The organism is Singulisphaera sp. GP187, assembly GCF_900129635.1.
Classification (GTDB): Bacteria; Planctomycetota; Planctomycetia; order Isosphaerales; family Isosphaeraceae; genus Singulisphaera.
The window spans coordinates 2697395-2711390 of sequence record NZ_FSRB01000001.1; the positions used below are offsets into that span (position 1 = coordinate 2697395).

Here is a 13996-nt window from a genome sequence, read left to right on the forward strand (position 1 = left end):
TAAACGTCCCGACCCCGTCTGCCTACCGATCGCAAAGGCAGGTGCCGACAAAAGCCTGCCCATTTAGGAAGTTTGGGTAATTCAGGAAGTCTGATTTGACGACGCTCCCAGCCGTTGTACACTCAATCTGTCGGAACGTTACTGAGGTTGGCGAGCCACGGGGCTGGGGGTCCGGGACAAGAGCGGTTCTCTTGTCAGGTCGGGGTCGCCTCGCTACTATGATCGGCTTGGCATGGGATTGCGTCCACAGCCTCTGTCTCTTTCCCAGTCGATACATCCTCTGAAACGTGTCTCTCGCCACCCTCTGGGGATATCCATGCGTTTTGTCCTGATCGACCGGATCGTCGAACTCAAGCAGGGGCAATCACTGGTTGCGGTCAAGAACCTCTCGCTCGCCGAGGAGTATCTGGCGGACCACTTCCCCGGTTTTCCCGTGATGCCGGGCGTGCTCATGCTCGAGGCGCTGACGCAGGCCGGCGCCTGGCTGATCCGTGATCTCGAGGACTTTGCGCACAGTGTGGTCCTGCTCAAGCAGGCCAAGACGATCAAATACGGCAGTTTCGTCGAGCCGGGCCGACAGCTCCAGTTGCGGGTCGAGCTGATCTCGCATGGCGAACGCGAGAGCACATTCAAAGGATCAGGGGTGATTGACGGCCAGGATATGGTGAAAGGCCGATTCACTCTGACACGATACAACCTAAGGGAACGCGACCCCGAGCTTCACGCCACCGACGCGTCGATCGTGGCGGGGCTTCGCGACCTCTATGCGACACTTCGGAAGGGCTCGGTGGGGGCCCGCGCGATGATCAAGTTCGGCACACCGCCGGTCGTCGCCGCAGTCGCCCCCGGAGCGGACGCTTGAGCTCGAGAAAGATTTTGAGCCTGTTTCAGTCCCAACTCCTGGAGGTGTCTCGGCCCAGCCGCGGATCTGCTTGGTCTGCGGTTTGCATCGAATGATTCGATTCGGTCGACTGTGACTGCTGAGGTTGCAAGGTTTTTCAAAAGTCAGCAAGATAGGGCCCAAACAAAAACCCTGCTCCCGCCCGAGTTCCTGGCCGTCCTGCCTTTCTCTCTTCGGCGAGAATGAGCTCGGCTGAAGTTGCACCTATAGTTACGCCGACGATTACATGAGTGTCCCGATCTTCGGCGGCTCCCTGTCGATGGTTTCCCTAGGTGGGATTGGATTGGCGATCCCATTATTTTGAGGATGTTATGCCGACACACGATGAGATCTTCCAGAAAGTCCAAGCCACTTTGGTCGATGCCCTGGGCGTGGACGAGGAGGATGTGACCAGCGACGCCACCCTCCAGGGCAACCTGGGCGCGGAATCGATCGACTTCCTCGATATCGTGTTCCGACTCGAACGGAACTTCGGGATCAAGATCCCCCGCGGCGAGCTGTTCCCGGAAAACGTCGTCTCCGACCCGGAGATGATCCAGGATGGGAAGCTGACCTCCAAGGGGATCGATGAGCTGAAGACGCGGATGCCCTACGCCGACCTGTCGAGCTTCACCGCGGATCCCGACGTGGAAAAGATCGGTGATCTATACACGGTCGAGATGCTGGTTCAGTACGTGCAGAGCAAGCTCTCCGCCTGAGTACGGTGGCGCGGTCCCGCTACGGATAACGGGCAGTGATATCGCCGCGCCGTGGGGAGCAGGAATCGACCCGGTCGAGCTTCCGGGGAATTTCCCCGGATAGCGACCGACGTCCATTGCCAGATCGGCGAGTGTTCCCTCATGAGATGGATCTGGATCGACAAGTTCCTGGAATTCCGCAGCGGAGAGTTCGCGCGTGCCATCAAGAATTTGACGCTCGCGGAAGAACATCTGCACGACCACTTTCCCGGCTACCCGGTCATGCCCGCCTCGCTCATCATTGAAGGGCTGGCACAGACCGGCGGGATCTTGGTCGGTGAGGCGGGGGGTTTCGCTGAGAAGGTGGTCCTGGCAAAAATTCCCCGGGCGGAATTCTTTGGTGTGGCCTGCGCAGGCGATCAATTGATCTACGAGGTCACCCTGACCGACCTGCGGAGCGAAGGGGCCGTGGTGGACGCCAAGGCGTTCCTCGACGGTGAACTGCTCGCCGACGTTGAAATTGTCTTCGCCCATCTGGATAACTCGCGAGCGAACCAGATCTTCGGGCCGAAGAACTTCGTTTTTACCCAGCAACTGTTGGGTGTTCTCGATCTGGCCAAGGCGCAGAACCGGGCTCGGGAGATCGCCAGTTCCGCGTCGTCCACCACCAATGGACAGCCCAAAGAAACATCTCCTCCGCAGTCGGATTGATTGAAAACGTGTTAACCGGTTGAGCCCGGCGTCCCCAAAAGACCCGTGTGGGGCGGGGGACGAGGCAACGAGTTTGCCGCCCTCGGCACCTTCGAGCCAAACCCACCACGGTGGAGAGCGACGAGTTCCTCATGCTTCGTTCCGAACGCCGTGTGGTTATCACCGGACTTGGTCTCGTCAGTCCCCTCGGGATTGGCCCGGAAGCCAATTGGGCCGCCCTCTCCGAGGGGCGGGGTGCCGTGCACAAGCTCACGGCATTCCCGGTCGAGAACTTGCCCAATGACGTCGGTGGAGAAGTCCCCGACTTCAACCCCAAGACGTGGCCCAAAAAGTACGCTCTGCCCGATCCTGAGCACCGCAAGGCGCTCACCAAGAGCATGAAGTACATGGCCCGCGACATCCAACTCGCGGTGGCCGCCGCCGAGCTGGCCTTCATCGACGCCGGCTTGGCGGAAGGGGCGATCGACCCCACCCGAATTGGCGTCGACCTCGGGGCCGGCCTGATCTCCACCGAGCTCGACGAGCTCGCCCCGGCGATCAACCACGCCTCCCAGAACGGCGGCGCATTCGACTATCGCATCTGGGGCCGAGAGAGCATCGGCCAGATCCCGCCGATCTGGCTCTTGAAGTATCTGCCCAACATGCTCGCCTGCCACATCTCGATTTTGCTCGACTGCCAAGGGCCGAGCAACACGATCACCGAGGCCGAGTCCGCCTCGAACCTGGCGATCGGTGAGGCGAGCCGGATCATCGCCCGAGGGCGAGCCGACCTCATGATCACCGGCGGAGCCGACTCGAAAATCCATCCGCTCAGCCTCGTGCGCATGAGCCTGCTCGAGCAAATGTCCCACTGGAGCGGTGACCCAACCGGCGCCTGCCGACCGTTCGACGTGCAACGCGACGGCTGGGTGCCCGGCGAAGGGGCGGGGATTCTCGTTCTTGAAGAACGTGAACATGCTCTCAAGCGAGGTGCGCGGATTCACGGTGAGATCCTCGGCTTCGGCTCGGGGTGCGACGCCACGCCGGGCGGCGGGCTCGATCCCGACGGGATCGGCACCGAGATCGCCCTCAACGCGGCACTCCGCGACGCGGGGCTGGCGCCGTCCGAAGTCGGTCACGTCAACGCCCATGGCGCGGCCTCGAAGATTTCCGACCTCGCCGAGGCCCGGGCCTTCCATCGCGTCTTCGGCGGGGCGAACGTTCCCGTCACCGCGCTCAAGGGCTACATGGGCAACCTCGTGTCGGGTTGCGGAGTGGTCGAGTTGATTTCCAGCTTGATCGGGGTCAACCAAGGGAAGATTCCCCAGACCCTCAACTGCGATGAGCTCGATCCCGCCTGCGTCGTCGACCTCATCCGAGGCGCTTCGCGTGATACCAACAACCCGATTTTCGTGAACACCAATCTCACCCGGCACGGTCAGGCGGCCGCCCTGGTCGTCCGTGGCAATTCGGCCGCGAACTGACAAAGAGACTTTCGCCGTCGAGGAACTGGCTCCATGCGTCGAATCGTCGTGACAGGAATGGGAATGGTCACGCCTCTGGGCCCTAACCTGGAGGCGACTTGGTCCGCGCTTCAGGAAGGGCGGAGCGGCGTCGGCACCATCACGCTGTTCGATGCCGAGACTTTTCCAACCCGGATCGCCGCCGAGGCGACCAACTTCGCGCTCGAAGACTACATCAGCGATGCGCCACGCTGGCAGGAATACTGTCGGAATACGAAGTTTGCGATCGCGGCCGCCCAGATGGCGATCGACCATTCCGGGCTCGCGACCGTGAAGGACCTCGACCGCTCCCGGTTCGGTGTCTACCTGGGCTCTGGGGAAGGTCAGCAGGACTTTCCTCGGTTCGTCGAGTTGGTGCGGAACGCAACTCGCCAAGGGAAGGTCGACACGACCGTCTTCACCAGCCAGGGGCTTCGCAAACTCCACCCGATCCATGAAGCCGAGCAAGAGCCGGGTACTCCGTCGGGGCACCTCGCAAGCCTCTTCGGGGCCCGCGGCCCGAACGCCAATTGCTTGACCGCCTGCGCCGCGAGCTCGCAGGCGATCGGCGAGGCGACCGAGATCATCCGCCGCGGTGACGCCGACGTGATGTTGTCGGGCGGCACGCACAGCATGATCCACCCGTTCGGCGTGACTGGCTTCAACCTCTTGACCGCGCTCTCGACCCGCAACGACGACCCCACCCGCGCCAGCCGTCCCTTCGACCGCGACCGCGACGGATTCATCCTCGGGGAAGGTGCGGGCATGCTCATTCTTGAAGAATTAGAGCACGCCAAGAAACGCGGTGCAACAATCTATGGTGAAGTCGCCGGCTACGGCTCGACCGCCGACGCGTTCCGGATTACCGACAGCCACGACGAAGGCCGAGGTGCCATCGCTTGCATGCGAGAGGCCTTGGCCCAAGCCCAACTGAACCCGGAGGACGTTGATTATATCAACGCACACGGGACGAGTACGTCCGTCAATGACTCAGTTGAGACGTTGGCGATCAAGCGAACTTTTGGTGAGCAAGCCTATCAGGTGCCGATCTCAAGCACCAAGAGCATGATGGGTCACCTGATCGCCGCGGCGGGCAGCGTCGAGGCGATTGTTTGTCTCCTGACGATTCGTGACGGGGTCGTTCCTCCGACGATCAACCTCGACAACCCCGGTCCTGACTGCGACCTCGACTACATCCCCCACGTCGCCAGGCGCAAGCTGGTCGACGTTACGTTCTCAAACAGTTTCGGTTTCGGCGGACAGAACATCGCCTTGATTCTTCGACGTTTCGCCGGCTGACGACGCGTCCGGCCCGTTTGGGCCGGCGACGCCTCGAAGACTTGACCGAACTACACCTCGAGCTCACCCTGGCGGCGTCCACGGAGTCCAAACGTGTCCACTTCGTCTCTCCTGATCCTGCTGGTACCGACGCTCGTGGCGCTCGGCACGCTAGCGGTGTTCCTTATCCATGTCGCGATTCGGTACACGCCGATCGTGGGCCGGGTTTTCGAGGAGAAACCACTCTTCCTTCCGCTTCGCGTCTCTCCCCTCCAGAACGATGGTGAAGAAGTCTCGTTCACCACCAAGGACGGCCTGAAACTCGCCGGCACGTACCTCACCGCCCGGACTGCGTCCCGGCTCGGCGTCCTCGTTTTCTGCCATGAATACTTGTCCGATCGCTGGAGCTATCGCCCCTACGCCGATTACCTTCGCGACCTCGGTTTCGATATCTTTACGTTCGACTTTCGCAACCACGGAAAAAGCGAGAGCGACCCCCAGTACAAGCCTCTGCAGTGGGTGACCGACCACGAGACCGCCGACCTTCGGGGCGCCTTGGCCTACCTCCGAACCCGCCCCGACCGCGATCCGGCCGGCTTCGGACTCTATGGGATCAGCCGAGGCGGAGGCACCGCCTTGGTCACCGCGGCCCGGGATCCCGGCGTCTGGGGTGTGATCACCGATGGCGCCTTCCCGACCCGGGGAACGATGCTCGCCTACATCCTCCGCTGGGCGGAGATCTACGTGGGCAGTCCGATCTTGTGGAAGCGGATGCCGCTCTGGGTCTTCTCCTACGTCGGTTTCATGGGCCGGATGCAGTCGCAGCGTAACCTTCGCTGCCACTTCCCCGACGTGGAACGCGCGGTGGCTCGGCTGGCACCGCGCCCTTGGCTGATGATCCACGGCGGCAAGGACGCCTACATCGGTCCCGAGATCGCCCGGCTCCTCTTCGCCGAAGCACGTGAACCCAAAGAGTTGTGGATCGTGCCGGGAGCCAAGCATAATCGCTGTCGCGAGGTCCAGCCCGAATCCTATGCCGAGCGCGTCAGCTCGTTCCTCGGCCGCGTGGCTCCGCGTCGGCCCCTCCCTAAAGAAACGGCCGTGCCGGTCGGTCAGGTGACCAAGGAAATGACTTCCTCGGGAGTTCTCTGAACTTCCGCCTCCTTCGATTCGGGCCGCCGCGCGGCTCGCGGCCGAACGGCAGGAACCGTTGAAGGATTGGCGGCATCGATGCTCTATCTATTTCGGAAGTATGCCGGATTGCCGCTCCTCAATCGCTCACGGCGGTTGGCGCGGCATTTCCTTGCTCAGACGAGTCGCGCTGACGAAGTTCAGCGCGACTTACTCATGTCACGGATCGCTCGTCACGCCGAGAGTCAGTTCGGCCGCGATCATCACTTCCACGAAATCCGGACCCCCGCCGACTTCCGTCGCCGCGTCCCGATTCGCGCCTACGACGCGATGGAACCGTACATCGACCGCGTCCGCCAAGGCGACCTCGGCGCCTTGTTCGGCGCCGGCACCAAGGTGTTGATGTTCGCGATGACCTCGGGAACAACCAATCGTCCCAAGACGATCCCGGTCACCCAGGAGTCGCTCAACGACTACCGCGAAGGATGGACGATCTGGGGCATTCAGGCGTTCGATGCGCACCCGCAAATCCTCGCTCGCGGTCTGCTCCCGATCCTGCAAATCGCCAGCGACTGGCGCGAGAGCATGACCCCGTCCGGGATCCCGTGCGGAGCGATCACCGGGCTGACGGCCCACATGCAGAACCCGCTGATCCGGTTGACCTACTGCATGCCCGCGATCGCGTCGCGGATCAAGGACATCGAATCGAAATATTATGTAGCGCTTCGGCTTTCGGTCTTCCGCAACCTGGGCACGACGATCGCCGCGAATCCGAGCACGATCCTGGCGATCGCGCGGCTCGGCGACCGTGAGAAGGCCACCCTGATTCGCGACATTGCCGACGGCACGCTCAACGCGAAGTGGGACCTTCCCGCCGACGTCCGCGAAGCGCTCCGCCGAAAGGTCGGCCGCAAGCACAAGAAGGCAGCGCGGCGGCTCGAGGCGATCGTCAATCAGACGGGTCGGTTGCTCCCCAAGGATTACTGGCCCAACCTCTGCTTCCTGGCGAACTGGACCGGCGGCACCATGGGCTCTTACCTCCGGAACTACCCGGAGTACTTCGGCGACCGCCCGGTCCGCGACGTCGGTCTCATCGCTTCGGAAGGGCGGATGACGATTCCGATCGAGGACGGAACCCCCGCGGGCGTTCTCGATATCCGCCACCACTACTTCGAGTTCATCCCCGAGGACCAGGCGGACCGCGAAGCGCCCGAGACCGTTGAGGCCCACGAGTTGATCGAAGGCCAACGCTACTTCATCCTCCCAACCACCGCGGGGGGTCTCTATCGCTACCAGATTCACGACCTGATCCGGTGCGTCGGGTTCCACGGCAAGGCCCCCGTTATCGAATTCCTCAACAAAGGGGCCCACTTCTCGAGCCTGACCGGAGAGAAGCTGTCTGAATTCCAGGTCGTCGCCGCGGTCAGTGCCGCGCAGCGGACCCTCAACCTGCGGATTGGCTCGTTCTTGCTCCTCCCGAGTTGGGGCGATCCCCCCCACTACAACCTCCTCGTGGAAGAGTCCGACCTGGTCGATCGCGGCATCGCCGAGGCGCTCGCCCACGAAGTCGAAGCCGAACTGCAGCGCCTGAACCTCGAATACGAAAACAAGCGCTCAACCCTCCGACTCGGCCCAATTCGGATACGCCGCATTCCGACCGGATCTTGGTCCGATTTTCAAAAGAGGCGACTGGCGAGGAGTGGGGGAACCGTCGAACAATATAAGCAGCCGCACCTGATGCCTGACCTCGGAGCGTTGGAAACGTTCCGACTCAGTGACACCGCTTGGACTTCGCTCGCGGACTGACGCGAGTGACCGTGCGGTATTAGGTTCGGCTTGTGCGGGGATTCGGGTTGTGGTATCCGATATCCTCGATTCGTTCTCGCTGATCGCCCACCAGGATGGGACGCGCGGCGATCCGCCAGCCATGATGGCCCCGGCCCGGTCCCCTACTTTTACTTTGGGGAGATCCGGGCCCGGTAGACCCCATTGAGGGGGAGAACTTCGCTATGGATAGGGCGACGGATTCCGCCTTGAAATTGCTCGCGCGTCGGGTTTGTGTTGTGACCGGGCTGGTTGCCTGCGTCACCAACGTAGGCTGCGCTCGGATGCGCTCCTTCAACCCGGGTACTCCGCTGATGCTGGGTGCCGCAGCTCCGTTCGGTCGCACGAAACCGGTCGCGCCGGGAAACGATCTCTACGCCCAGGAAGTGGGACGCGGGGTCTCACACTCCCGGACCCTGTTGGCCCAGGACCGCGCCCGGACGCAGGCCCGCAACCGATCGAACGGTGGCCGGCTTTCCGGTGGGGATGACCCCTCCGCACTCGCGGAAACACCCCCGCTCCAAGTGGCGCTTCAGCCGCCCGTAACGATCCGGCCGGGAGAAAAACGCTCGACCAGCGAGCCGCTCCCCGCCCTCGGTTTGAACGAACCGACCAGCCAACCCGCCCCGGCCAGCCCGGAGCCGAAGCCGGCGCCTGAGTCGACGGAACTCGCCACCATCGTGGCATCGTCCCAGGCTCGGCTCGAAGCCATCACAAGCTATCAGGTTTTGATGAAGCGTCGGGAACGCGTGGGTGAGACCCTCGGACCGGCGGAAGAAGTCTTGCTGAGCGTGCGCCGGAACCCGAGGGCGATTCGCCTGGAATGGCCCGACGGACCGAGCAAGGGGCGTGAGGTGCTCTACTCGGCCAACGACGACGCGAACCTCATGCACGTCAAGATGACCGACTCGATCGTGCCCGTGCCCCCCATGAGCCTGGCCGTGGATAACCCGATGGTGCTCCGCAACAGCCGGCATCCCATTACCGAAGCCGGCTTCGAGACGATCCTGGCCGACCTCCAAAAGAACATCGCACAGGCCGGGGCGACAGGCTCCGCAGTGGGCCAAATGACCTACGGAGGCCTGGAAAACCCGGGGCAGCTCGATCAACCCAGCCATAAGATCGTTCGCGTCACCCCCAACGGCGAGAACTGGGTGGTCTACATCGACCCGACCTCGAAACTCCCCGTCATGGTTGAAGGGCAGGCTGCCAACGGCGACCTCCTCGAACGCTACCTCTTCGGCGCGGTGACGGTCGACCCGGAAGCGCTGGCCGCGAACGAGGCATTCGACCCGAGTCAACGCTGGGGGCAGGCCCCCAGCGGACTCTTGTCCCGCCTCGCCCGGGCCGGCGGCGGCAAGGCACCGGCGGAGGCTCAGGCGCGCTGACTGCCATACTGGCGAACAATACGGCAGCCCTGTCAGCGTTGGCGAAAATCAATGAACCGAGCTTAGAAAATGTAAATCTTGACTTGATCGTCGTTTAGAGCATAATACTAGCAGGTTCTTCCATGGACCCATCGCTTCGGCCTGTTTCTTGCAAGGAATGCCGAGGCTCGTAGCCTGACTACCCCAACAGGCCCGCCTTGCGTGAGAACGGTCGTCATGACCATGGATCGTCCCTACTCCATCCTTATCACCGACGACGATCCCGCTGTGCGGGAGACGTTTCGCGAGATATTTGAACCGGTTGGGTTTCATACTCTCCTGGCCGAGAGCGGTGAAGAAGCTATCGATATCGTCCAGGCTCAACACGTTGACCTGGCCTTGATGGATATGCACTTGCCGAAGCTCTCGGGCCTGGAGACGATGACCCTCGTCCGACAGATCAAGGGCGTACTGCCCATGATCCTGATCTCGGCCGAAAGCGATGACAACCTCCTTCGCCGGGCGCTTTCCGCCCATGCCTTTTGCGTCTTGGCGAAGCCGGTCAGTCGCAACGTGGTGATCTACGTTGTGACTAAAGCGCTCGAGAAGTTCTACTGAGCGGTCGAATGCGTCGACCTCACCTGCTCCTGCTCGTGTTCGCCCTCTTGCCCTCCTCCGCAAGGGCGCACGATATCCCCAATGCGCGGGTCGATCGGTCGATTCAGATCCATCTCCGTCCCGGACGGCTCACGGCTGACTACGAGGTCAGCCTCTCGGAGCTCACCTTGACGAGGGACCTCCGTGACCTGATCGGAGCGCTCCCGGACGGCGATCGTCGCGACTGGCTCGAACGCTATGGGCAAGAGACCGCCCTCCTGAATGCGAAGGGACTGCTGATCTCGGTCGATGGTCGCCCCCTGCCCCTCCAGGCTCGTGGGTTCGACCTCAAGACGGAGGAGCACCCTCAGTACACGTTCCACTTCGCGGTCGCCATCCCCCCCCGCGGTCGCCTGAAGGTTCAGGACACGAATTTCGTGTCGAGCGAGGGGACGAGCCGGCTCGCGCTGAGGGGCGAAGAGGGAGTCGTACTCCGGGGCGACTTGCTTCCAGCCGACGTCCAGCTCATTTCGGTCCAGCCCCTCTGGCTGATGTCCGACCTGGAAGAACGACGCAGCAAGCAGGCCGAGCTCGACTATCACACGGCGACCCATGTCGCACCGACGAAGGCCGAGCCGACGCCAATCGTCCCCTCCGATCGAGTTCGGAAGCCAGTCGTCAGCGTGAAACCAGAACGGACCGCCCCCAGTCGCGGCTCGGATCGCCTTTCGAGACTCCTCGATCGAAGCTCCGGGTTCTCTCTGCTCGGACTAACGTTGATCGCCTTCGGCCTGGGTGCGGCGCACGCGATCCAGCCGGGACACGGCAAAACGCTCGTCGCGGCGACCGTTGTCGCCGAACGCGGAAGCTGGCTCCGGGGAACCCTCCTCGCGCTGGTCACGACCGCGACCCACACGGGGAGCGTCCTGCTGGTCGCACTCGGGCTCTGGCTCACGCGTTCGTCCCGCTACGAGCTGATTCATTCCACTCTGACGATGATTGCAGGGTTCGTAATCGCGGCCATCGGCTTCTGGAGGCTCGGGCGGCATCTCGGGGGCTACGGCGAGCACGACGAGGATCCGGTTCCTCTCACAAGCTCCAGCGGCGGCCACCGAAACATCGTCGGACTCGGAGTCGTGGGTGGCTTGGTCCCGTGCTGGGATGCCGTGGCCCTGATCCTCTTGGCGGAGGCGGTCGGCCAACTCAGGATCGGCGTCGTGCTACTCGTCGCATTTGGCCTCGGGATGGCCGCCGTTCTGATTGCCGTGGGGTGGATGGCCGCCCGTTGCCGGCAATTCTTCACCCGATTCGATCGCGATGCGCGCGTCGAGCATTGGGTCGGAGTCGCCGGCAGCCTGGTTCTCTGCGTGATGGGAGTCTACCTCTTGGGGTCTCCCTGACTTGGTGGTGAGTCCGTTGCCTTCGAAGTTCACGCATCGAGTCGCACGGCCGTTTCGGCCTATAATCTCCAGTGTTCGTCGGCGGGATCACAGATCGAGCCGAACTTACTCGGTCCATACAAGCCCAATGACAAGGGGAATTCTGGGTGCCACGGGTTCCGTACTCGGAACCCGTGAGACTCGGCCCAAGGCATTGCCGCACGGGTTCCGAGTACGGAACCCGGGGCACCCAGCAGACGATTCTCATCACGAGAGGGTGACCGTACTTCCGTCTGCGGAGATTATTGGTGCGCGGTGACGGGCGGACTCTTACCGCGAACGGTCTTACGAGTCGTCCCTCGTCGTTGCACCCGATCGTGTGGCACACTCCAAACGTACGAACTAGCGCCAGCGATCACTCAGGAACACCATGACCCTCAAAGCGCTCGACCTGTTTCACGTGGCCGTTCCCCTGAAGAAACCGATCAAGCACGCGTCGCACGAGCGAACCACGAGCGATAGCCTCGTCGTTCGCGCCACGCTCGATGACGGCCAGGTGGGATACGGCGAGGGGGTGCCCCGCCCCTACGTGACCGGTGAGACCATTGAGTCAACCTTTGCGTCGCTTTCCGGCATCGACTTTTCCCGACACCTGGGCCAACCTGGCTCTACTGAAGAACTGGTTCGTCGGCTCGAGGCGCTCGTCCTCCCCGAAACCGAGGCCGACCCGCGCGGCATGGCTGGTAACGCAGCGCGTTGCGCCTTGGAGCTGGCCATCCTCGATGCCTACGGCCGGCGGTTCAACACGTCGCTCGGCCAGGCGGTCCGAATGGTCGATGTGCTCGGCCTGCAACGGACCGACGCTCCCTCGCGGGTTCGCTACAGCGGCGCCATCATGGCCGACTCGACCGCGAAAGAGCGGATCTCGGCCTGGAAGATGCGGCTCTACGGATTCGCGCAAGTCAAGCTCAAGGTCGGAGTGGCGGGGCAGGACGATCCCGCCAGGCTGGCCCGGCTCCGGCGGATCCTGGGTCGGCGAATCGACCTTCGGCTCGACGCCAATGAGGCCTGGCAGAGCACGGAGTTGATCGACCGGGTTCGGCCGCTGCTCCCGTTCGGCCCCTCGGTGCTCGAGCAGCCGGTTCCGCACGCCGAGTCCGACTCCCTGGCGGCGCTTCGACCGAACCTCGGTCTACCGATCATGCTCGACGAGTCGCTCTGCGGCTACCCCGATGCGACCCGAGCGATCGAGCGAGGGACCGCCGACCTGCTGAACGTGCGACTGTCGAAATGCGGTGGCATCGTGCCGAGCCTGAGGATCATTGGACTGGCCCAACGTCACGGCCTTGGCTTACAACTGGGCTGTCATCCGGGCGAGACCGGAATCCTCTCGGCCGCCGGGCGTCATGTCGCCGCCAATCTGCGCGGGCTCCGCTACGTCGAGGGCTCGTACGACCGCCATGTGCTCGCCGCCAACCTGATCGTCGAGGACATCACCTTCCGCTACGGTGGCTGGGCTCCCCCGCTGACCGGGCCGGGCCTGGGAGTGACCGTCGATCCGGAGGCGCTGGAGCGGATGACGGTCGATCGCAAGGAGATTTCCTATGAGTGAACCGCGCATCGAGACCCAGACCGCCTCCGACGGCTACGCCATTCAGGTGGCCGTCTGGCCCGTGTCGGGTACTCCGCGGGGCCGGGTGGTGGTCTTGCACGGCGTGCAGAGCCACGGCGGCTGGTATCATCGGCTCGGCCAAACCCTCGCGAAGGCAGGGTATGAGGCTCACTTTCCCGATCGCAGGGGTTCGGGCGCCAATCGCGCGGACCGCGGGCACGCCCCCTCGTCCCGTCGCTTGCTTGATGACCTCACCGAATGGCTCAGAACGCTCCGAAACCGCGAACCCGCCGTTCTGACCGCACTGGCCGGGATCAGTTGGGGGGGAAAGCCGGCCGTGATTGCGGCCGGAGAGCAGCCGCGCCTGGTCGATGCCCTCGCCTTGATCTGTCCCGGACTCCACCCCCGGGTCGACGTCACCCGGCGCGAGCGGTTGGGGATCGCCCTGGCCTGGCTCACGAACCGTCGCAAAACGTTCCCGATCCCGTTGAGCGAACCCGCCCTGTTCACAGACAGCGCGGAGGGACAAGCCTTCATCGCCTCCGACAATCTCAGCCTGCACGCAGGCACCGCCGGGTTGTTGGCCGCCAGTTTCTTCATCGACAAGGCCGTGAAACGGATCCCCCCCAAGGTCCATCAGCCCGCCCTGCTGATGCTCGCCGGGCAGGACCGGATCGTCGACAACACCTTGACTCGCGCCTATTTCGAACGGCTCGCGACCCCCGACCGCCACCTGATCGTTTACCCCGAGGCCCATCACACCCTCGAATTCGAGCCCGCCCCTGACCGCTATGCGCTCGACCTGATCGAATGGCTGGACAGCCGCCTGTTCGCGAACTCAAAGGCGGGTGGCCGTGTCAGTCCTTGAATCCGTCTTTCCAGTCGTCCAACGGGACCCGGGTCATGGACCAAACCAAGCGGGAACTCCGCCAACAGAAACGTGAGATCAAACGAGCGGGTGGCAAACGCCGGCGCCGCCTCCTGAAACAAGGACTCGCCGAACGGCCCGACGAGGCCCCTGACACCGAGTTCGACTTT

Annotated in this window: 12 protein-coding genes; all 12 read left to right on the forward strand. The window is 63.2% G+C overall.

Translation table 11 applies throughout. The features are described 5' to 3' along the window. Positions 1-316: 316 nt before the first annotated feature. Complete coding sequence (locus BUS42_RS10550; RefSeq protein WP_074306878.1) at positions 317-862, forward strand: 3-hydroxyacyl-ACP dehydratase FabZ family protein; 546 nt, start codon at positions 317-319, stop codon at positions 860-862. 350 nt (positions 863-1212) lie between these two features. After that, on the forward strand, positions 1213-1599 hold the full coding sequence (locus tag BUS42_RS10555) for an acyl carrier protein (RefSeq protein ID WP_074306879.1): 387 nt from the start codon (positions 1213-1215) through the stop codon (positions 1597-1599). A gap of 141 nt (positions 1600-1740) precedes the next feature. Then, positions 1741-2289, forward strand: coding sequence for a 3-hydroxyacyl-ACP dehydratase FabZ family protein (locus BUS42_RS10560; protein WP_074306880.1), 549 nt, complete (start codon positions 1741-1743; stop codon positions 2287-2289). A gap of 131 nt (positions 2290-2420) precedes the next feature. Further along, the gene (locus tag BUS42_RS10565) at positions 2421-3752 is read left to right on the forward strand and encodes a beta-ketoacyl-[acyl-carrier-protein] synthase family protein (protein ID WP_074310946.1); all 1332 of its coding nucleotides are present in this window, start codon (positions 2421-2423) and stop codon (positions 3750-3752) included. Between the two features lie 33 nt (positions 3753-3785). Next, the gene (gene fabF / locus BUS42_RS10570) at positions 3786-5069 is read left to right on the forward strand and encodes a beta-ketoacyl-ACP synthase II (RefSeq protein ID WP_074306881.1); all 1284 of its coding nucleotides are present in this window, start codon (positions 3786-3788) and stop codon (positions 5067-5069) included. Between the two features lie 93 nt (positions 5070-5162). Next, entirely contained in the window at positions 5163-6200 is a 1038-nt protein-coding gene (locus tag BUS42_RS10575; RefSeq protein ID WP_074306882.1) for an alpha/beta hydrolase, read from the forward strand. A 78-nt stretch (positions 6201-6278) separates the two neighbouring features. After that, on the forward strand, positions 6279-7985 hold the full coding sequence (locus tag BUS42_RS10580) for a GH3 auxin-responsive promoter family protein (protein WP_074306883.1): 1707 nt from the start codon (positions 6279-6281) through the stop codon (positions 7983-7985). A 203-nt stretch (positions 7986-8188) separates the two neighbouring features. Next, complete coding sequence (locus BUS42_RS10585; RefSeq protein ID WP_074306884.1) at positions 8189-9391, forward strand: DUF1571 domain-containing protein; 1203 nt, start codon at positions 8189-8191, stop codon at positions 9389-9391. Positions 9392-9607: 216 nt separating this feature from the next. After that, a complete protein-coding gene (locus BUS42_RS10590; protein WP_015249401.1) occupies positions 9608-9988 on the forward strand; it encodes a response regulator in 381 nt (126 codons plus the stop codon). 8 nt (positions 9989-9996) lie between these two features. Then, positions 9997-11367 (forward strand): HoxN/HupN/NixA family nickel/cobalt transporter, encoded by a 1371-nt coding sequence (locus tag BUS42_RS10595; RefSeq protein ID WP_074306885.1) that lies wholly within the window; start codon positions 9997-9999, stop codon positions 11365-11367. 409 nt (positions 11368-11776) lie between these two features. Then, on the forward strand, positions 11777-12958 hold the full coding sequence (locus BUS42_RS10600) for an enolase C-terminal domain-like protein (RefSeq protein ID WP_074306886.1): 1182 nt from the start codon (positions 11777-11779) through the stop codon (positions 12956-12958). Next, the gene (locus BUS42_RS10605) at positions 12951-13826 is read left to right on the forward strand and encodes an alpha/beta fold hydrolase (RefSeq protein WP_074306887.1); all 876 of its coding nucleotides are present in this window, start codon (positions 12951-12953) and stop codon (positions 13824-13826) included. The genes BUS42_RS10600 and BUS42_RS10605 overlap by 8 nt, the downstream gene beginning before the upstream one ends. Positions 13827-13996: the final 170 nt, after the last annotated feature.

Excerpts from the sequence above, each read along its gene's own strand:
- BUS42_RS10550 (WP_074306878.1), top strand. The coding sequence starts at position 317 with ATGCGTTTTGTCCTGATCGACCGGATCGTCGAACTCAAGCAGGGGCAA.
- BUS42_RS10555 (WP_074306879.1), top strand. The coding sequence starts at position 1,213 with ATGCCGACACACGATGAGATCTTCCAGAAAGTCCAAGCCACTTTGGTC.
- BUS42_RS10560 (WP_074306880.1), top strand. The coding sequence starts at position 1,741 with ATGAGATGGATCTGGATCGACAAGTTCCTGGAATTCCGCAGCGGAGAG.
- BUS42_RS10565 (WP_074310946.1), top strand. The coding sequence starts at position 2,421 with ATGCTTCGTTCCGAACGCCGTGTGGTTATCACCGGACTTGGTCTCGTC.
- fabF (WP_074306881.1), top strand. The coding sequence starts at position 3,786 with ATGCGTCGAATCGTCGTGACAGGAATGGGAATGGTCACGCCTCTGGGC.
- BUS42_RS10580 (WP_074306883.1), top strand. The coding sequence starts at position 6,279 with ATGCTCTATCTATTTCGGAAGTATGCCGGATTGCCGCTCCTCAATCGC.
- BUS42_RS10585 (WP_074306884.1), top strand. The coding sequence starts at position 8,189 with ATGGATAGGGCGACGGATTCCGCCTTGAAATTGCTCGCGCGTCGGGTT.
- BUS42_RS10590 (WP_015249401.1), top strand. The coding sequence starts at position 9,608 with ATGACCATGGATCGTCCCTACTCCATCCTTATCACCGACGACGATCCC.
- BUS42_RS10595 (WP_074306885.1), top strand. The coding sequence starts at position 9,997 with ATGCGTCGACCTCACCTGCTCCTGCTCGTGTTCGCCCTCTTGCCCTCC.
- BUS42_RS10600 (WP_074306886.1), top strand. The coding sequence starts at position 11,777 with ATGACCCTCAAAGCGCTCGACCTGTTTCACGTGGCCGTTCCCCTGAAG.
- BUS42_RS10605 (WP_074306887.1), top strand. The coding sequence starts at position 12,951 with ATGAGTGAACCGCGCATCGAGACCCAGACCGCCTCCGACGGCTACGCC.